At 69.5% G+C, this 18,381-nt stretch carries 21 protein-coding genes; 10 read left to right on the top strand and 11 right to left on the bottom strand.

The genetic code is table 11. The annotated features are described in order from the left end of the window. Window positions 1-77: 77 nt before the first annotated feature. From NXI30_13220 to NXI30_13200, 5 genes are all read left to right on the top strand, one after another. On the top strand, window positions 78-866 hold the full coding sequence (locus NXI30_13220; protein MCR9095174.1) for an enoyl-CoA hydratase-related protein: 789 nt from the start codon (window positions 78-80) through the stop codon (window positions 864-866). Window positions 867-907: 41 nt separating this feature from the next. Beyond that, window positions 908-2,107, top strand: coding sequence for a CoA transferase (locus tag NXI30_13215; GenBank protein ID MCR9095173.1), 1,200 nt, complete (start codon window positions 908-910; stop codon window positions 2,105-2,107). Between the two features lie 245 nt (window positions 2,108-2,352). Next, entirely contained in the window at window positions 2,353-3,672 is a 1,320-nt protein-coding gene (locus NXI30_13210) for an ammonium transporter (GenBank protein MCR9095172.1), read from the top strand. 138 nt (window positions 3,673-3,810) lie between these two features. Next, window positions 3,811-3,951, top strand: coding sequence for a hypothetical protein (locus tag NXI30_13205; protein MCR9095171.1), 141 nt, complete (start codon window positions 3,811-3,813; stop codon window positions 3,949-3,951). Between the two features lie 83 nt (window positions 3,952-4,034). After that, a complete protein-coding gene (locus NXI30_13200) occupies window positions 4,035-4,286 on the top strand; it encodes a hypothetical protein (protein ID MCR9095170.1) in 252 nt (83 codons plus the stop codon). On the opposite strand, the gene NXI30_13195 is transcribed toward NXI30_13200, so the two are convergent. Further along, window positions 4,283-5,674: an SDR family NAD(P)-dependent oxidoreductase gene (locus NXI30_13195; GenBank protein ID MCR9095169.1), complete on the bottom strand. Its 1,392-nt coding sequence runs from the start codon at window positions 5,672-5,674 to the stop codon at window positions 4,283-4,285. The genes NXI30_13200 and NXI30_13195 overlap by 4 nt on opposite strands. A gap of 27 nt (window positions 5,675-5,701) precedes the next feature. Continuing rightward, window positions 5,702-5,827 carry a hypothetical protein gene (locus tag NXI30_13190; protein ID MCR9095168.1) on the bottom strand — a complete coding sequence of 42 codons (126 nt, stop codon included), beginning with the start codon at window positions 5,825-5,827 and terminating at the stop codon, window positions 5,702-5,704. A gap of 121 nt (window positions 5,828-5,948) precedes the next feature. Here NXI30_13190 and NXI30_13185 point away from each other — a divergent pair, with 121 nt between their 5' ends. Then, the gene (locus tag NXI30_13185) at window positions 5,949-6,875 is read left to right on the top strand and encodes an L-threonylcarbamoyladenylate synthase (protein MCR9095167.1); all 927 of its coding nucleotides are present in this window, start codon (window positions 5,949-5,951) and stop codon (window positions 6,873-6,875) included. A gap of 3 nt (window positions 6,876-6,878) precedes the next feature. Here the strand turns inward: NXI30_13185 and NXI30_13180 are convergent, their stop codons facing one another. Next, window positions 6,879-8,156, bottom strand: coding sequence for an amidohydrolase (locus NXI30_13180; protein ID MCR9095166.1), 1,278 nt, complete (start codon window positions 8,154-8,156; stop codon window positions 6,879-6,881). Between the two features lie 285 nt (window positions 8,157-8,441). Here NXI30_13180 and NXI30_13175 point away from each other — a divergent pair, with 285 nt between their 5' ends. Beyond that, window positions 8,442-9,326, top strand: coding sequence for a hypothetical protein (locus NXI30_13175; protein MCR9095165.1), 885 nt, complete (start codon window positions 8,442-8,444; stop codon window positions 9,324-9,326). Continuing rightward, on the top strand, window positions 9,323-10,684 hold the full coding sequence (locus NXI30_13170; GenBank protein MCR9095164.1) for an MFS transporter: 1,362 nt from the start codon (window positions 9,323-9,325) through the stop codon (window positions 10,682-10,684). The genes NXI30_13175 and NXI30_13170 overlap by 4 nt, the downstream gene beginning before the upstream one ends. A 72-nt stretch (window positions 10,685-10,756) precedes the next feature. Here the strand turns inward: NXI30_13170 and NXI30_13165 are convergent, their stop codons facing one another. The 7 genes from NXI30_13165 to NXI30_13135 form a co-directional block, all read right to left on the bottom strand. Then, window positions 10,757-11,860, bottom strand: a complete 1,104-nt coding sequence (locus tag NXI30_13165) for a methyltransferase domain-containing protein (protein ID MCR9095163.1) — start codon at window positions 11,858-11,860, stop codon at window positions 10,757-10,759. Window positions 11,861-11,955: 95 nt separating this feature from the next. After that, complete coding sequence (locus tag NXI30_13160) at window positions 11,956-12,684, bottom strand: peptidase E (GenBank protein MCR9095162.1); 729 nt, start codon at window positions 12,682-12,684, stop codon at window positions 11,956-11,958. Window positions 12,685-12,768: 84 nt separating this feature from the next. After that, entirely contained in the window at window positions 12,769-13,041 is a 273-nt protein-coding gene (locus tag NXI30_13155; protein ID MCR9095161.1) for a DUF4404 family protein, read from the bottom strand. Between the two features lie 22 nt (window positions 13,042-13,063). Beyond that, window positions 13,064-13,189, bottom strand: coding sequence for a CBS domain-containing protein (locus tag NXI30_13150; GenBank protein ID MCR9095160.1), 126 nt, complete (start codon window positions 13,187-13,189; stop codon window positions 13,064-13,066). 338 nt (window positions 13,190-13,527) lie between these two features. After that, window positions 13,528-13,977, bottom strand: coding sequence for a hypothetical protein (locus NXI30_13145; GenBank protein MCR9095159.1), 450 nt, complete (start codon window positions 13,975-13,977; stop codon window positions 13,528-13,530). A gap of 165 nt (window positions 13,978-14,142) precedes the next feature. Continuing rightward, window positions 14,143-14,619 (bottom strand): DUF4920 domain-containing protein, encoded by a 477-nt coding sequence (locus NXI30_13140; protein MCR9095158.1) that lies wholly within the window; start codon window positions 14,617-14,619, stop codon window positions 14,143-14,145. A gap of 50 nt (window positions 14,620-14,669) precedes the next feature. Beyond that, window positions 14,670-15,095, bottom strand: a complete 426-nt coding sequence (locus NXI30_13135) for a DoxX family protein (protein MCR9095157.1) — start codon at window positions 15,093-15,095, stop codon at window positions 14,670-14,672. Window positions 15,096-15,215: 120 nt separating this feature from the next. Here NXI30_13135 and NXI30_13130 point away from each other — a divergent pair, with 120 nt between their 5' ends. Continuing rightward, window positions 15,216-16,712, top strand: coding sequence for a YdiU family protein (locus tag NXI30_13130; GenBank protein ID MCR9095156.1), 1,497 nt, complete (start codon window positions 15,216-15,218; stop codon window positions 16,710-16,712). Window positions 16,713-16,771: 59 nt separating this feature from the next. Continuing rightward, window positions 16,772-17,677 (top strand): TauD/TfdA family dioxygenase, encoded by a 906-nt coding sequence (locus tag NXI30_13125; GenBank protein ID MCR9095155.1) that lies wholly within the window; start codon window positions 16,772-16,774, stop codon window positions 17,675-17,677. Window positions 17,678-17,723: 46 nt separating this feature from the next. Here the strand turns inward: NXI30_13125 and NXI30_13120 are convergent, their stop codons facing one another. Beyond that, complete coding sequence (locus tag NXI30_13120; GenBank protein MCR9095154.1) at window positions 17,724-18,362, bottom strand: hypothetical protein; 639 nt, start codon at window positions 18,360-18,362, stop codon at window positions 17,724-17,726. Between the last annotated feature and the right edge of the window lie 19 nt (window positions 18,363-18,381).

The following is an 18,381-nucleotide window of genomic DNA, read 5'->3' as shown; positions in this document are numbered from 1 at the left end:
CCGAACGTGCCGAACGCGGGGTCGCCGGCGAAGCCCGTCGATCCATGCAATCCTGCGACGTCCAGCAGGAGGACCGCATGAGCGACGCCTTGATCGTCGAGCGCGAAGGCCGGGTCGTGACCCTCATCAACGACGACGCGCCGCGCAACCGGATGAGCCTGGATTTCCTCGATGCGCTCGAGGAGCAGGTCGACGCCCTCGCGAAGGACGATTCAGTCGGTGCCGTCGTGATTCGGGGTGCCGGGGACGAGCATTTCTCGGTCGGCATGAACCTGAAGCAGATTCCCGAGGGCGCGAAGCGGAAGGGCAGCTTCGAGGCGCTGCTCGACCAACGGCTGCGCGTGATCTCGAAGATCGAGAACATGAGCAAGCCGTGGATCGCGACGATGTACGGCTACTGCCTGGGCGGCGGGCTCGAACTCCCCCTCGGCTGTCATTTCCGTCTTGCGGCGGAGGAGGGTGCGAAGATCGGGCTGCCCGAGCTCGATCTCGGAAGCATTCCGGCGTGGGGCGGGACGGCGCGACTCACCAGGGCCGTCGGCCGCGCCGCGGCCCTCGACATCATCCTGCGCGTCAAGATGATCTCGGGCCCCGAGGCCCTGCGGATCGGCCTCGTCCACGAAGTCTGGCCGAACGACGAGCTCCAGCAGCGCGCGCAGGACCTCGCCCACGAGTTGGCGGCGAAGCCGCCGAACGCCGTCGCGTCGGTACTCCGCTGCGTCGTCGGCGCCGAGGGGGCGAGCCTCGACGAAGCGCTACGGATCGAACGCCAGGAAGTGCGTCGCACCCAGGGCAGCGCCGAGATGCAGGAAGGGATGCGCGCCTTCCTCGAGAAGCGCGAACCGAACTTCTTCCCCGACGCCTAGCGTCGTCCCGTCCCATGCGGGCGGCCGGAGACGAGTCGATCATGGCAGGACCGCTCGACGGCATTCGCGTCCTCGACGTGAGCGAGGTGATCTCGGGGCCGCTCGCGGCGATGGTCCTCGCCGATCAGGGGGCCGACGTGATCAAGGTCGAGCCGCCGCGCTACGGAGAAGAGAGTCGCCAGCCCGTCAACTACCGCGCCGGGATGGCGGCCCTCTACGCGAACTGCAACCACGGCAAACGCTCGATCGGGATCGACCTCAAGACCGAGGAGGGCCACGCGCTCTTCCTCGAGCTCGTCGCGACCACGGACGTCTTGATCCAGAACTGGCGACCCGGGGCCGCCGAGCGACTCGGGATCGGCGAGGACGATCTTCGCAAGGTCAAGCCCGACCTGATCTACGGTTCGATCACGGGCTACGGCGACGATGGCCCCTACGCCGAGCGGCGGGGCTACGACCCGATCTTCCAGGCGCTCACGGGCCACGTGGCCGCGCAGATGAATCCCGAGATTCCGATTCCGGATCTGATCCGGAACGCCGTCGTCGACAAGGCGACGTCGCTCACCCTCGCGCAGGCGATCACCGCCGCGCTCTTCGCCCGCGAGCGGGGGCAGGGCGGGCAGCACGTCCGGGTCGCGATGCTCGACGTCGGCCTCGCGTTCTTCTGGCCCGACGGGATGCTCCGACACACCCTGGTCGGCGATGACGTGTCGACCTTCGTGGTTCCGGGTGAGCGCTATCAGCTCACCCCGACGAAGGATGGCCAGATCATCTACTGGATGGGGACGGCGGAGCAGATGCGCGGGGGATTGCGCGCGGTCGGGCGTACCGATCTCGCGGAATCCGAGCGCCACCGGGGCATCGCGTCCGGCGAGGAGGCCAACGCCCTCGAGCGTGCCGAGGTCATGAGTTCGGGGCTCGCGAAGCTCACGAGCGTGGAAGCCTACGAAGCGCTCCTCGCCGAAGAGGTTCCGGTCGCGCCGGTGCTCGAACACAAGGACGTCCTGCAGGACCCGCAGCTGGTGCACAACGGCGCGGTCGTCGAGGCCCGGCATCCGGTCTACGGGACCTACCGTCGGGCCCGGGCCGCAGCGCGCTTCTCCGGAACGCCGTCGGAACCGAGTGGGCCGCCGGCGCTCTACGGCGAGCACACGGACGAGATCCTCTCGGAGCTCGGTCGCGACGAGGCCGCCCGGGCAGGCCTGCGCGAGCGCGGCGTCGTCCCGACCCCGCGCGACTGACCTGGACGGGGTGCACGCCGTCGACGCGAGGATGTGTCGATGGCGGCGCAGTTCGCGCTGTCTGAGTGCTCAATCGCGCGCCATGCGTGCCTGCGATTCGAGCAGGCTCGCGCGCGGCTCGCGCGCGACCGCGCTCTCATTCGCGTAGGTCCACGCTCAAGCGCGCCGAGGTTGGCGCATTTCTTGCTGAACCCAGAACGAATCCGGAATCCGCGGCACCGCGCCGCGCAAGGAGGCTCCGCCCGATGCCCGCTCTTCCCGCACGCCTCGCCCGCGCCCTTTCCCGCGCCGCGGCGATCCCGACCCTCACGACCGTCGTCCTCTTCCTGTCGACCGGCACCGCCCACGCCGAGGACACGATCGACACCGGCGATACGGCCTGGATGATGACCTCGACGCTCCTCGTCCTGATGATGGCGCTGCCGGGTCTCGCTCTCTTCTACGGCGGGTTGGTTCGCACGAAGAACCTGCTCTCGGTCCTCATGCAGTGCATGTTCTCCGCCGGCATGATCGGCGTCCTCTGGGTCGTCGTCGGCTACTCGCTGGCCTTCGGTGAGGGCGGCGCGTTCATCGGGGACCTCTCGATGGTCGGTCTCTCCGGCATCACGCCGGACAGCGTCTCGAGTACGATCCCGACCTACGTCTTCGTCATGTTCCAGGGCATGTTCGCGATCATCACCCCGGCGCTCATGCTCGGCGCGTTCGCGGAGCGCATGCGCTTCAGCGTCTACGCCATCTTCATCACGATCTGGGTCTTCGTCGTCTACATCCCGCTCGCCCACATGGTCTGGGGCGGAGGCTACATCGCGACCGAGATCGAGGCCCTGGACTTTGCCGGCGGTCTCGTCGTCCACATGTCGAGCGGCTTCTCGGCTCTCGTCGCCGCGATCATCGTCGGCCCGCGCCTCGGCTACGGCAAGGAGCCGATGGCGCCGAACAGCCTGCCGCTCACGGTGATCGGCGCGGCCCTGCTCTGGGTCGGCTGGTTCGGCTTCAATGCCGGGTCGGAGCTCGCGGCGGACGGCGTCGCCGGCCTCGCGTTCCTCACGACCCAGACCGCGACGGTCACCTGCCTGCTCGTCTGGACGCTGATCGAGTGGTTCCACCGCGGAAAGCCCACCATCCTCGGCGCCGCGACCGGAATCGTGGCTGGCCTCGTCGCGATCACCCCGGCCTGCGCCTTCGTCGGTCCGCTGGGCGCGATCGCGATCGGAGCCGGAGCGGCGGTCATCTGTTATGCAGCGGTCACGATGCTCAAGCCGGCTCTCGGCTACGACGACTCCCTCGACGTCTTCGGCGTCCACGGCGTCGGCGGGGCCTGGGGCGCGCTGGCGACCGGCATCTTCATCTCGGAGGCCACCGGTCTCGGCTACGGCGGCCAGATCTGGGCTCAGGCGGTCTCCATCGGGATCACCGCGATCTTCGCCTGCGGTGCGACCGCGATCATCCTCTTCGGCCTGAAGGCGGTCATGGGCGACCTGCGCGTCACCGAGGAAGAGGAGTTCGAGGGCCTCGACCTCGCGGCGCACTCCGAGACCGCGTACGGACAGGGCGGCTCCAACTGAGACCGCCGCGCGCCGGAAGGCTCGCGGCGAGTTTCCAGGAGGCCCGGCTCTCTCCGCGTTCGCGGAGGAGCCGGGCCTCTTCGTTCGGCGATCCCGAGGCGCCCGGATGCTACGTTCGACCGTCCTCCGGGAGGCCCCATGCAGATCACGAAGACCCGCTCCGCCGTCGGTGCCGAGATCGACGGGCTCGACCTCACCCTCGAAGGCGGACCGCTCCAAGCGGCCTCGGCGGGGGGCAACTTCGTGCTGGGCCTCGAGACAATGCCCGTCGCGTTCTAGCGCCTCCTGTCGCTTCTCGGCTCCTCGCAGCCTCCGCGAGGCGACGGTGGAGCGTCGTGCGCCAGCGCGCTAACGCTCTCTCCATGCAGAAACAAAGCGTCTGGGTCATCTGGGTCGGGTCCATCCTCGCGATGGTCCTCGGAAGTGGGTGGGTCGCGACCGTGGGGCAGGTCCTCTTCGGTCTGACCTTCGTCGCACACGTGGTCGAGTTCTTCATGAAGCGATCGCTCTTCGAGCAGGTCGGCGGGTCGATGGGCCACCACTTCGTGCAGACGATGATCTACGGGCTCTTCCACTGGAAGCCGCTCGAAGAGGCGCAGGCCGGCGACGGCTAGCCCAGGCCGAAGGACGTCGTCGGATCGGGCTCGGCGCCGCCGCAGAGCGCCCAGAGAGCCTCCCGGTCCGCCTTCGTCTCGCGGGTGATGGGCAGCCAGTGGGTTCGGACCGCCTCCCGGTCGAAGTGGAACCGTCCGGTGTTCCGCCGCGCGGCTTCGGAGGCCGCGAGCCACACGACCGTGTCGGCACCTTCTTCCGGCGTGCGGAGGATTGCCTCGGTCACCCGATGGAAGCGCGGCAGCGACGACGCCACCGCCGGCGTGTCCGCCCAGCCCGGGTGCATCGAGTTCACGACCACAGGGCTCCCCGCGAACGCCTCGGCCCAGAGCTCCGCCAGGATGACCTGCGCTCGCTTCGTCTCGGCATAGGCGCGAACGCCGTCGTACTCCCGATCCCGCCACTGGGGATCGTCGAGCCGGAGTCGGGTCGTGAGCATGCCGCCGGAGGAGACCCAGACGACCCGTCCCGCGTCGCTCGCCTCGAGCGCGCGCCGGAGGCGCGCCGTCATGAGATGCGGGCCCGCGACGTGGGTCGCGAAGGTGAGCTCGAGGCCGTCGGACGATTCGATCCGATCGTCGGGCAGGACGCCGGCGTTGTGGATCAGGACGTCGATCGGCTCCTTCGCGAGCTGCTCGCAGGCGACCACGACGTCGCCCAGGTCCGACACGTCGACGGTCAGCGACGTGACGCGACGACTCCCCGTCTCTTCGCGGATCCGCTTCACGGCGGCCTCGGCCCTCTCCGGATTGCGGCAGAGGAGAGTCACGTCGGCACCCAGGTCCGCCAGGGTGCGGGACGTCGCGAAGCCGATCCCCGAGTTCGCGCCGGTCACGACCACGCGGCGGCCGGTCAGGTCGACGTCGAGGTCCGACGGATCGAAGGCGGCCGCGTGTCGCGCGAAGCCGAGCCGGTCGAAGGACCCGACCGGGGACACGTCGAGAACGGAGCGCGTCGCGCCGGCGACCGCGGCCAGCGGGGACGCCTTCGGTGGTCTCTCTTCGATCGGTTCGTCGCGCGCCAGGGCGTCGTCGATCGCTGCGGGCGAGACGTGATCGCCCGCCGATTCGCTCCGATGGGCGAGCAGGAGATCGCCTCCCTTCCGGAAGACGAAGGCGCCGCCCAGCTGCCACGCGTCCCCCTGCACGCCGCCCTGGCGTGCCCCGGAGCGGGTCGCACGCAGGGCGTCGCCGAAGAAGCGGCGGGAGAGGATCGCCTCGGCGCCGCGACGGAGACCGGCAGCGCGGTATGCCACCAGGTCCTCGTCGACCCGGACCGGGCAATCGAGCTCGAAATCTTCGCGGAAGGCCTGCGCGAACGCACGGGTGCCGTTGCCGACGAGGGCGACGCGGATGCCTTTTTCCTGCCAGCGCCGAATGTCGTCGCGCAACTGCGCGACCTGCTCACGGCAGAACAGTCAACCGAAGTGGCGGATGAAGATGACGACCGCCGGGCCGTCCGACCAGAGCTCTCCGAGCGGAGAGCGATCGCCGTCCTGGGCGTCTTCGAGGGCGATGGATTCGAGGCGTGAGGCGAGTCGCAAGGCGCAGTCCTCTCTACCGGGCCGGCGGACTCTAGCCGCAGGAGGACGCATGGAAAGGCGGGAGGCCGGTGCGCGCTCGGAGGAGGGTCACGACCCGCAGGGAGCGCGATATGCTCGCCCCATGCCTGCCCGGATCCTCGCTCCCGACGAAGCCGCCTACGCCGAGGCGGCCCAGATCCTAAGGGCGGGCGGCCTGGTCGCGTTCCCGACGGAGACCGTCTACGGGCTCGGGGCGAACGCGCTCGACGCGCGTGCGGTCGCGCGCATCTTCGAGGCCAAGGGGCGCCCTTCGGACAACCCGATCATCGTGCACGTCGCCGACGCGCAGGCGGCCCGCGAGCTCGCCTCCCGCTGGCCCCCCGCCGCGGAGCCGCTGGCAGAAGCCGGTTGGCCCGGCCCGCTCACCCTCGTCGTGGAGAAGGCCGACGTGATCCCGGACATCGTGACCGCCGGCGGACCCACCGTCGGCCTGCGCGTCCCCGATCACCCGGTCGCGAATGCGCTCCTGCGCGCGTCGGCGCTCCCGATCGCCGCGCCGAGCGCCAACCGGTCCGAGGCCGTCTCTCCGACGACCGCCCGACACGTCGCGGATTCACTGGGCCCCTTCGTCGACGACCTGCTCATCCTCGACGGCGGCCCGTGCGCGGTCGGGATCGAGAGCACGGTCGTCGACGTGACCGACGAGACGCCCGTGACGCTCCGTCCGGGCATGTTCCGGCTGGAGGAGGAGGAAGCGGGCCTCGAAGCGGAAGCGCCCGGCACGAGGAGCGGAGGCCCCGCCCGTTCCCCCGGCCAGAAACCGCGGCACTACGCGCCGAGCAAGCCCCTCGTGCTCGTCGACGAGGGCACGGCCGAGCGTGCCCAGCGACTGGGCGATGCGTTGCTCGTACTCGGCGACGATCCGGAGAACGCAGCGGCCCGGCTCTACGCCGAGCTCCACCGTCTCTCCGCGGACCCGGACGTGGCCCGGATCCTCGTCGAACACCCGCCGCAGGACGCAGCCTGGGCAGGCATTCGGGACCGGTTGCGTCGCGCTGCGAGCGACTGAGCGCTAGCGGCCGCGCCCGCTCGTCAGCTCACGCCAGGCCTCGAGGTCCCGATCGCTCGCCTCGCGGCCGACGCGAGTGACCACGTCGACGTCCGGCGACTCCGCGCGAAGGGCGGCCGCGGTGCACTTCTCCTTCGGGCGGTGCTTGAACGGGTCGAAGCCGTAGATCGCCATCGCGTTCTCGTGCGTGATCTTGTTGATCAGCGCGTCGTCGAGGCCGCCGAGGGTCTCGACGATCCGCTCCGGTGCGTTCGGCCAGGTTCCGTCCGAGTGCGGGAAGTCCGACTCCCAGCAGATGTGGTCCAGGTTGAACGCGTCGATGTTCGGGATCCAGGTGTCGTCTTCGATGAAGCAGCACAGGATGTTGTTGCGGAAGATCTCGGACGGTCCCCCGGTCTGGCTGAAGTCGTGCTTCGTCCAGCCGCTGTGGCGTCGCTTCACGTGCTCCGCGCGCCAGAGGAAGAAGGGGATCCAGCCGATGTCGCCCTCGGTCAGCGAGAACTTGAGGGTGGGGAAGCGCGTCCAGAAGGTCGCCCAGACCAGGTCGATCAGCGTGTAGACCGTCGAGGCCGGCGAGCAGGTCATCGGCACGCCCGCCGGCGCGTCCGTCGCGTTCATCGGGGAGCGCGACGACGAGCCCAGGTGGCAGCAGAGCACGGTGTCGTGCTCGACGCAGGCGGCGAAGAGCGGATCCCACTGACCCGAATGGATCGACGGCATGTTCAGCGCTTCGGGGTTCTCGGAGAACGTCACCGCATGGCAGCCCTTGTCGGCCAGGCGCCGGATCTCCTGGGCCGCGAGCTCGACGTCCCAGAGCGGAAGGATGCCGCAGGGAATGAAGCGCTCCGGATAGGCGGCGCACCACTCGTCGACGTGCCAGTCGTTGTAGGCCTGGATCATCACCATGTTGACCTCGGGATCCGGCCCCTGGTTCAACACCTGGCCCGCGAAGCCCGTCCAGTTCGGGAAGTTGAGCCCCGCCAGCTGTCCGCCGGCGTTCATGTCGCGGACGCGCTCGTGGACGTCGAAGCAGCCCGGGCGCATCTCGTCGTAGCGGCTCGCGTCGACGTTGTAGAACTCCGGCGGCTTGCCAGCGACGGCGTTCAGCCCGAGGTTTCGACCCTTGAGGTCGCCGTACCACCACTGCTGGATCCCGCGATCGTCGGTCTCCACGCGCGGGGCGTACTGCTTGTATTTCTCGGGCACGTGCCGTTCGAACATGTCGGCGGGCTCGGCGATGTGGTCATCGACGCTAATCAGGATGACTTCGTCGGCGTTCATGGCGCGCATTCTCCTCGTGCGGTCCGCGAAGGATTGACGGTCCGCGGGGTCCACCTCCGACGCTATCTCCTCGTTCGGCGCGGGCAAGAGGTCGCCCTGCGACACGTTGCTGGATCCGTCGTAGGGCCGCGCTCGGGCGGGAGATGTCTCCGCCCGACCGAATTCACGCGGGTCGCGACGATGCGGCATGGATTCGCGCGGCGTCCGGTCCATTCGAGGCTAGGGTTCTGTGGTCGCGGATGCGGGCCGAAAAACCTCCCACCCGCTCCGAATCGGGAGGATTCAGTGAGGCAGGCCATTCTTCGACGGGCGACCCGGCGGAGGCACCGCGGCGGCGCGCGGGGTCTCCTGACGCTGGTCGTCGGGCTGCTTCTCGCTCCGTCGCTGGCGTCGGGGGCGGGCGAATCCGCGCTCGCCCGCGGCGACGCGGCCTGGGGCGCACGCGCCGAGCAGCTCGACGAGCAGGGCCGGCTCGCCGAGCCCGCCGCGATCGAGGCGGCGATCGGCCACTACGAACGGGCGGTCGCCGCGGCGCCCGATTCCCTCGAAGCGCGCTGGAAGCTGCTGCGCGCACTCCACTATTCGATCGACTTCGCCGACCGGAGCGAGGCGGCCCGCGCGGCCAGCGCCGAAGCCGCGATCGAGGTCGCGAAGGAGAGCGTCGATCGGCTGGACGAGGTCGAGGGCGCGCCCTTCGATCGAGCGCGCGTCTACTTCTGGAGCAGCATCGCCTGGGGCGCGCGGGCCAGTCGCGTCGGCCTCCTCACGGTCGTGCGCGAAGGGGTAGCCCGGCGGATGCACGACTACGCCGAACGTTCGCTCGCGCTCGACGAAACGGTCGACCGGGGTGGGGCGCTTCGGCTGCTCTCCCGTCTCCATGCCACGTTGCCTCGCGTGCCCTTCGTGTCCGGCTGGGTCGACCGCGACAAGGCGATCCCGTACGCGGAGCGCGCGGTGGCCCGGGATCCGGAGCACGCCGGGAGTCGACTCGTGCTCGCACTCACGCGGCTCGACCTCACGCCGGAGCGTGAGGCCGAGGCGCGCGCCGATCTCGAGCGGGTCGCCGATCTCAGGCCGCGAAAAGACTTTCTCGTCGAGGACCTCGTGATCCGCGAGCAGGCGCGGGAGCGCCTGGCCGAGCTCGCTGGCGACGTGGCCAACGAGCGATGAGTTCGTCTTCGCCGGAACGCCTCTCCGCCGCGCGCCTGGTCGCCTACTCGGCGCCGTCCCTGGTGACGTCCGTTGCGGCGCTGCCGATGGCACTCTTCGTTCCCGCCTTCTATTCAAACGATCTCGGGGTTCCGCTCGCGGCGGTCGGGGGCGCGATCGCCGCGTCTCGGCTGCTCGACGTCGTGACGGATCCGCTGATCGGTACGCTGTCGGACCGGCTCCGCCTGCCGTTGGGTCGCAGGAAGGCCTGGATGGCGCTCGGGCTTCCGATCTTCCTGCTCTCGCTCTGGAAGATCTTCGTCCCGGGGGAGGACGTCTCCGCGGCATCGCTGCTCGGCTGGTCGGCGGCGCTCTATCTCGGCTTCACCATGATCGACCTGCCCCACAAGGCATGGGGGGCGGAGCTGTCGACGGACTACGACGAGCGTTCGCGGATCGCGAGCTGGCGCGAGGCGATCTCGACGGCGGGGCAGGTCCTGCTGCTCGCGGCGCTCGTGGTCCTCTCCTTCCAGGGCATCGAAGACGACGCACTCCAGCTGCGCAGCATCGCGATCGCGGTCGTCTTCGCGCTGCCCGTGCTCACGCTCGTCTGCCTCGCGCTCGTAGCCGAGAAGGAGCCGGAGGTCGTTCGGATCGAGGAGCGGAGCCTCCTGGCGGGCCTCGCGCTCGTGGCTCGGAATCCGGCCTTCGTCCGCATGGTCGCCTGCGTGCTCTTCTTCGTGTCGGGGGTCGCGATCCAGGGCACGCTCCACCGGCTCGTGCTCGCGGACGTGATGCTCGACGAATCGCGCTTCCCGATGATGATCCTGCTCGAGAACGTCGCGACCCTCGCCGCCGTTCCGATCTGGCTTCGCGTTTCGGTTCGCTTCGGCAAGCCGCACGCGTTGATGGGCGCCGCGCTCTGGATCGCGCTGTGGAGCGTCCCGCTGACCTTCCTGCGCGAGGGCGACACCTCGATCCTGATCGCGCTGGTCGTGCTGCGTGGCTCGAGCTTCGCCTCGATCCTGTTCCTGGCGAACTCGATCGCCGCCGACGTGATCGACGTGGACACGCTCGAGAGCGGCGAGCAGCGCTCCGGACTCTTCTTCGCCGCCTGGGGCATGGTGATCAAGCTCTCGTTCGCGCTCGGCGTCGTCCTCGGCACGTCGCTCCCCGCTGCTGCCGGCTACGACCCGTCGGCCGAGGTCGTGGACGCGGGGATCCAGGCGAGGCTGATGGCGATCTACGGCATCGTGCCGGCGATCCTGATGGGGATCGGGGCCGTCTGTCTGCGCGGATTCCCGATCACGCGGGAGCGCCACGCCTCGGTGCGCGCCCAGATCGAGGCGGAGACCTCGGGGATCCCCACGCCGTCCTGAAGCGGGCTTCCTGTTCGGAGGAATGCGGTCGGAGGGATTCGGAGGCTCCGTCCGGCGGGCGGCCTCTCGGGCTCAGCGCGACGCGTCGGGACGGGTCGCGCTCACGATCTTCGCGAGGAAGGCCGTCTCCGTCTGCGAAGGGTCGAAGCCGGCGGTCTCGATCATCGGCTCGATCGGGTGGCGGGCGTAGTCGCGGTAGTAGGGCTCGTGGAACTGCTTCGGGAACTCGTCGAGCGCCCAGTCGAGGGCCGGGGCGTCCCCGTATTGCAGCGAATCGGCGACGACGTGGAGGCCCCCCGGCGCGAGCACGCGGAAGGCTTCGGCGAGCACCCGCACGCGTTCCGCCATCGGCAGCTCGTGGAAGAGGAAGACCGAGAACACCGCGTCGAAGCGCCCGTCGCGGAGATCGAGATCCGCGGCATCCCCCTGCATGAAGCCGATCCGATCGAAGCGTCCGAGTCGCTCGCGGGCGGCCCGCAGATAGGGATGACTGAGGTCGACGCAGGTGATTCGGGCTTCGGGAAAGGCACGCGCGACGAACCGCGTCGCCGTTCCGCAGCCCGCGGCGAGCTCGAGGATATGCAGTCCGCGCCCGTCGGTGTCGCCGAAATGCGCCTTGAGGGGTGGGATCACCATCCGGCGCATCGCGTCGGCCACCCCGCGGAAGAGGATCTCGACCTGGTGCTCGTAGAGATCGGCGGAGGCGTCGCTCAGGTAGCCGTCGGTCTGGAAGTGGAAGTTGCGCCGGTAGTAGTCCGGGAGCTCCGTCGCGAGATCGGCAGCGCGTCCGGCGAACTCCCGTGGCTTTCTCGCGCGCTTGCGCGTGGCGGCGCTCACGCTGTCGGCGAGGAGGCGCGCGTAGCGCGTGGCGTGCTCGAGCGGCGTGCGCTCCGGGGCGAAGACCGAGAGCGGGTAGAGCCCCGTCGCCACGTTCTCGGCGTCCCGCTCGGTGAGCGATCGCAGCGCCTCGAGGACCGCCTCCCGTTCCTCGGGGCCGAGCCGGTGCGGCCTCGACTTCGTTCCGCCGCCGAAGAGTCGCTGGAGCGCGAAGAGCGGGATCGATTCCGCGAGATAGAGGGAGCTCTTCGCCCCCGTCACCCCGGCGACGATCGGCGGTGCGAGCCAGCGCGCGAGGGCCTCCTGCGGGCGCAGGCGCGTTCGGGCAGCGGGACTCACGTGGGACCTCCTCGGGGCGCGTCTTTCCGGAATCGGGGCGGAGTCTAGCCGGCCGGGTCGGTGTCGGAGTGGTCGAGGAGGCCCGACGCGCGTGCCTAGCCCCCGATTCGACGCTCCCGGCCCCGGTCGAAGAGCCAGACCTCGCCGTGGGCGGTGAAACGATCGCCCTCGACGACGATTCCGCTGCCGTCCCGGCAGGCGTAGAGCGCCCGACCGCTCCGCCTCGAGTAGCGCGCGAGGGCGTCGCGGTATCGCTTCGAGCGACGGAAGTGCGGGAAGAACTCGAAGTCGACGAGGTCGAGGGCGCTTCGTGCGCGGCGGGAGAGACCGATCTCGTCTTCGTCCCGGTCGAAGTCGGGATAGGCGGCGAGGCCGATGTGGGGTGTGAGCAGGATCCCGCCAGCGGAGAGTCCCGCGACCACGCCCCCGCGTCGGGCGAAGCGTTCGATCGCGGAGAGCAGGCCCGAGCGGCGCAGGTGATGGAGGAAGTGGAAGGTGTTGCCACCCGCCAGATAGACGACGTCGCTGCCGTCGAGGTCGGCGAAGGCGCGTCGACGTGTCGGGCCATCGGCGGCGAGGGACGGATCGTCGGGGGCGATACAGTGGAAGTCCGTCGCGCCGAAGCGGCCGTAGCGCTTCACGAAGCGTCGAAAGAAGGGGCCGGCGCCGTCCGCCGTGAAGGGGACGTAGGTCATGCGGATGCCATCCTCCACGGCCGGGCGCCCACGGCGCAGGGCGAGGTCGAGCAGGCTCTCGTGGATCAGGCGGTTTCGGCGCTCCTGTCCTCCCGAGTAGAGGACGAGGCGACGGCGGTCGGGCGGCATGCGGGGCCTCGCGGATCGGTCCCCTCTCTTCGGTCGACGCCCGGAAGCGCTGAAGCGAGCTGCGGCCGACTTGCCTGCGGCGGCTCAGATCCCCAGCTGGCTCAGCCCGTCGACGATCCGCCCGATCACGATCGAGAGGTTCGGGTGGGCCTCCTCGATCCGGACGGATAGCTCGCGCAGCTCGTCGTAGATCGCTTCGCCGAAGCTGGGATCCTCCTGCTCCTCGTCGAGCATCTGCGTGACGTCGGCCAGGGTCTGGTCGAGGAGCTGCTGGTCCGCGGGGGAGAGCGGCTTGGGGTCCGCGAGCTCGCCCCGCAGATGCTCCACGGATTCCTTGAGGTGGGCATGGGTCGTCATGGATCTCTCTCTTCGTGACGCGTCAGACGGCCAGGGCGAGTCCGTAGCGAGGGACCGCCGCGACGATGTCGAGCGCGCTCACCACGCCGACGAGCTCGCCGGTCTCGGGCTCGACGACGGGCAGGCGATGGAGCTGATCGCTGGTCATGCGCTCCGACGACCGGGGCGCCGCTCACGCCTCGTTTGAAGAGCACCGTGTCCATCTGGAGCAGGTCCATCTCGGCCGTGAGCTTCGCGACGTTCGTCGACATGAGATCCGCTGCGGTGATCCCCATCCGGGTCGTCCTCCCCTGCACGGCCGGGTTCGGGGCCGCGCGTCTGCAGGTCGTCGGATTGCAGGAGGCATGCCAGCCGTCGGCTCGCGAGGATCGAGGCCGCATCGCGCACTTGTGGCCGGTCGCCTCATTGTGGGGCGGAATCGATCAGTCCGCCAACGCGGCGGCGCCCCGAGCGCGGCGCACGCTCGACGGCGACTCCGGGCGTGCGTCAGCTGCAGATGTCGTCGTCCGTCGGCTCTTCGTCATCCACGCCGGGCACCTGTGCCCAGGGCATGTTCCGCATCATCTTCTGCGTCTCGGTCATGCCCTTCGAGCACTCACGGAGCTGCTTGATCGTCGGGTCGTTCTGCATCTCGCGGGAAAGCTCGATCGCCTTCGCCAGGGCTTCCTTCTTCTTGCCTGCCGCGCAGAGCGCGTCGATCTCGTCGCCCGCCTGCTTGCCCTTCTTCTCGAGCGCTTTCAACTCGGCTTCGGAGATCTTCGCGAAGCAGGCCTGGGCGGCTTCGGCTTCGCGCTGCATCCGCTCCATCGCCGCGGGGTCCTGGAACTGCCGCATCATCGCGTTCGGGTCCATGCCCGGCGGCATGCCCTCCGGCATCTGGGCGAAGGCGAGCGTCGGCCACAGCACGACGGTGACGAGCGAGATCGATCGGAGCATGAGGTTCCCTCCTGAGTGAGCCCAGAGTGAACCAGAACGAGCGGGCACGGAAAGGGGCGTCGACCCGCGTTTCGCCTGAACGCCGCCCCCGTTTTCCTTTCGGCGACGCCGACTCGGATCCGCGAATCCCTCGCCTCGCTGGGAGGTCGCCCAACGGCGTGGCGGTCAGGGCAGGATGCGGACGCCGGTCGCGACGAAGCCGACCTCTTGCTGGGGACCGTGGATCTCTTCGGGGCGTCCCCCCTTCGTCTCCTCGGCGAAGTGGCGCGCCTCGCGCTCGCTCATCGTGCGGATGGTGACACGGCCCTCCACGAGCGCCTCGCGTCCGGAGACGTCCTTGGGGAGGAAGAATCCGTAGTCCGCGAACCGGACGCGGACCGTCGTGTCCTCATCGCGGAGGATCGTCCAACAGCCCTTTCGCTGGCAGACGTCGGAGATCCGCGCCCGAACGAGGACCGCGTCCTCGGTGTGCCGGGTCGGTTCCGCCATCACCTGCGACAGCGGCTGCGTGGCATCGAGGGTGATGCCCGCCCCGAAATCGTCGCCCGGCGGCAGCGCTCGCGCCGCACCCGCGACGAGCAGCGTGAGCAGGACCGCGCGGAGTAGGGCGCGCGCAAGGCGTTCGGTCGGTCGGGTCGGCAAGTAGAGTCTCCTTCGTTCGGAGGAACAGGTCGGGTCGACGCGGACGCTGCTCAGTCCCCGGCTGCGTCGATCGCGCGATGGGTCGCGCCCAGCTGGGTGATCAGCAGGGCGCAGCCGGTCATGGCGAGCCCCTTCAGGAAGAACGAGCGCTGGATGGCGCGCATCGTCGCGTCCTCCGCGTAGACCATCTCGAATCCGTGCACCGTGAACGTGACGGGAACCAGGAAGAGCACGATCAGCCATCCGCCCAGGCGCGCGTTCCGATCGAAGAGGATCATCACCGCCCCCGCGAGCTCGACGACGCCGGAGATCACCACCCAGAACTCGCGGAAGGGGATCGAGGGGTGCATCAGGGCGACGTAGCCGGCGACGTCCGTGAAATGGGTCACGCCGGACAGGAAGAAGATGAGGGTGAAGAGCAGGCGCGCAGCGAGGGTCAACGCCGGGTGATTCGGTAGTCGGGCTTCGTCGAGCATGTCGTCTCCGCGGTGGGGCTGGGCCGGTCGGCTCGGGCGGCTCGCGCCACCCACGTTGCCACCAGATCCTATCTCATCGGGTCGCTTGTCAGGCCGACCGCCGCACGCGAGAGTCTCCGGATGGCCGCTCCGAGCTTCGATTCGACCTACGCCGCGCTCCCCGAGCGTTTCCATGCACGCATCGCCCCGACGCCCGTCGCGGCGCCGAAGCTCCTGCGCCTGAACGAAGCGTTGGCCGAATCGCTCGGTCTCGACGCGGCCTGGCTCTCGAGCCCCGAAGGCCTGGCGATGCTCTCGGGCAACGGAGTGCCGGACGGGGCCCATCCCCTGGCCATGGCCTACGCCGGTCATCAGTTCGGGAACTTCGTTCCGCAGCTCGGCGACGGGCGCGCGATCCTGCTCGGAGAGCGTCGCGATCGCGATGGTCGGCTCTTCGACGTCCAGCTGAAGGGGGCCGGGCCGACACCCTTTTCGCGACGGGGCGATGGGCGCGCCGCGATCGGGCCCGTCCTTCGCGAGTACATCGTGAGCGAGGCGATGGCCGCGCTGGGCATACCGACGACCCGGGCGCTCGCGGCGGTGGCGACCGGTGAACCGGTCCACCGCGAGACGCCGCTGCCCGGCGCCATTCTCACCCGCGTCGCCCGCGGTCACCTCCGCGTCGGTACCTTCGAGTTCTTCGCGAGCCGGGGCGACACCGAAGCGCTCCGCACGCTCGTCGACTATGCGATCGAACGCCTCCACCCGGAGGCAAGGGGCGCCGACGATCCCACCCTCGCTCTCTTCGCCGCGGTGGTCCGCGCGCACGCCCGGCTCGTCCCGCTCTGGCTGGGCGTGGGGTTCGTCCACGGCGTCATGAACACGGACAATACGACGATCTCCGGCGAGACGATCGACTACGGACCCTGCGCCTTCCTGGACGCCTATCACCCGGGCCAGACCTTCAGCTCGATCGATCACGCGGGGCGCTATGCGTACGGCCGCCAGCCCGGGATCGCGGCGTGGAATCTGGCTCGCTTCGCGGAGACGCTCCTTCCGCTCCTCGGCGATACGCAGGAGGCGCAGGTGGCGGCGGCGCAGGGCGTGCTCGACGATTTCGAACCGCAGTTCCAGGCGAACTGGGGGGAGGTCCTGCGGCGCAAGCTGGGGCTCGCGCGGATGGACGAAGCCGGGCTCGCGTTGGCCGCCGATCTGCTCGACGGGATGGCCGAGCAGGAGGCGGACTTCACCCGGACGTTCCGAGCGCTCTCGACCTGCCTCGACGGCGGGGAGGACTCGCCGTCCGAGCTGGACGCGCGCGGCGTCGGCGCGTCGGTGGGTTTCGCGGATCCGGAAGTGTTCGCCTCGTGGGTCGCGCGGTGGCGCGACCGCCTCGACGAAGAGGGGCAGTCGCACGAGGCCGTGTCTTCGGCGCTCCGTGCCGCGAATCCCGCGCGCATCCCGCGCAACCACCGGATCGAAGAGGTGATCGTCGCGGCCCAGCAGGGCGATCCCGGTCCCTTCGAGCGAATGGTCGAGGGGCTCGCGAAGCCCTTCGAAGACGATCCGCGTTTCGCGGATCTCGCGGAGGCGCCCGGTCCCGACGAAGTGGTTCGTCAGACGTTCTGCGGAACGTGAGCCGGCGCGGTCCGGGAACCCGAGTGTTGCACGGGCCGCCACACCAGGAGGAGCCAGCGATGTCCATCGAAACCCGACCCCTGCACCCCCACGTCGGCGTCGAGCTTCCGAGCTTCGACCTGGGCGCCGAGCGGACCGAGGCCGAGCGCGCCGAGCTGCGCACACTCTGGCTCGAGCACGGGCTGCTGCTGATCCACGATCCGGGCGTGACGCAGGAGAGCCAGATCGAGTTCAGTCGCGCGTTCGGCGAGCTCGAGGCGCATCCGCTCGGCGACACGATCCGTTCCTCCGACCACGAAGAGCTGATGGTGCTCGACAATCGGGACGAGTCGCAGGCCTACGTCTCCTTCTACGACGGCCGTCCCCTGGCCGGACGCCTCTTCTGGCACAGCGACCTGATCTACACCGGCGCGCCGAATCAGGGCGCCGTCCTGCGCGCCGTCGAGATCCCGGAGGAGGACGGACTCACGGGCTTCGTCGACCAGGCGAAGGCCTACGATCTGCTCCCCGAGTCGACGAAGACCCGGATCAAGGGCCTCGAGGTCGTCTACCGTTGGGACGTCGACATGACGGCCAACCGCTACGTCGATCAGCGAGGCTACGAGCCGGGTCCCAAAGCGCCGAAGAAGTCCTCGGACATGAACTTCCCGGACTTCCCCGATTGCGCCTATCCCGTGGTTCTGGTCCACCCGGAGTCCGGCCGGGAGATCCTGAACGTGAGCCCGATGTTCCTCCACCGGATCGTCGGCCTCGAGGACGGCGAGAGCGATGCGCTCCTTCGAGAGCTCGTCGACCACGTGACCCGCCCCGAGCTCGCCTATTACCACCAGTGGAAGCCCGACGACGTGATCCTCTGGGACAACTGGCGATTCATGCATTCGGCGACGGGGACTGCACCGGGCGTGAAGCGGATCATCCACCGCACGACGATCCTGGGCGGCGCGCAGCTCGGCCGGACGCTCTGAACGAAGGGCGGGCCCGGCTTCTCGTCTCGGCCGGGAGCCCCGGCGCTCAGTCGCAATCGTCGCCTCGAAGAACGAGGTCGAGATCGATGAGCTCGGCGGCGATCGCCAGGTAGGCGTCGTCTCGCTCGCCTTCACTCAGCTCGGCCTCGGCGAACGCCTGTGCGGTTGCGCTCACCTCGCCGACGAGGTCGGCGTAGGCTTCCATCTGCTGGATGGATCGGTCGACGATCGCTTCGAAGGTGCCGCCGATCTCCTCGGCGACGAACGCCGGAAAGTGCGGTTCGCCGCCCTTCGCCGCTTCGACGAAGCCGGCTTCGTAGACCTGCTCGAGCGAGGACGCCGCGTCCCGGGCTTCCTTCGCGGTGGACGCCGCGAGCCGTCGGACGACGGCGCCGGCGCTCTCGTCCGTGTACGCATCTGCGTCCCCCCGGTCGGTCTCGTCGAGGAGTCGTCGCGCGAAGTCCCGGGGTGCCGGTACCCGGATTTCCTCGATCACCTGCGGGACGAACTTCCGACCGTTCCAGAGGGCGCCGACGATCACGGGCTTCGATCGTTTCGCCGTCTCAAAAAGAACGATGGAGTCCCCTTCCAGGCGCGGGAAGCAATCGGGTCTTGCCTCGGCCGTCGAAGCGAGGCCGAGCGCGAGGCCCAGGGCGAGCAGGGTCGAAGTCGGAGAGCGGTGCATGCGGGTGTCCTCCCGGGCG

The sequence above is a fragment of the bacterium genome (assembly GCA_024742285.1).
Lineage (GTDB): Bacteria > Myxococcota_A > UBA9160 > UBA9160 > UBA4427 > UBA4427.
Note: the sequence above shows the minus strand (reverse complement) of the source record. Positions and strands in the feature narration are given on the sequence as shown.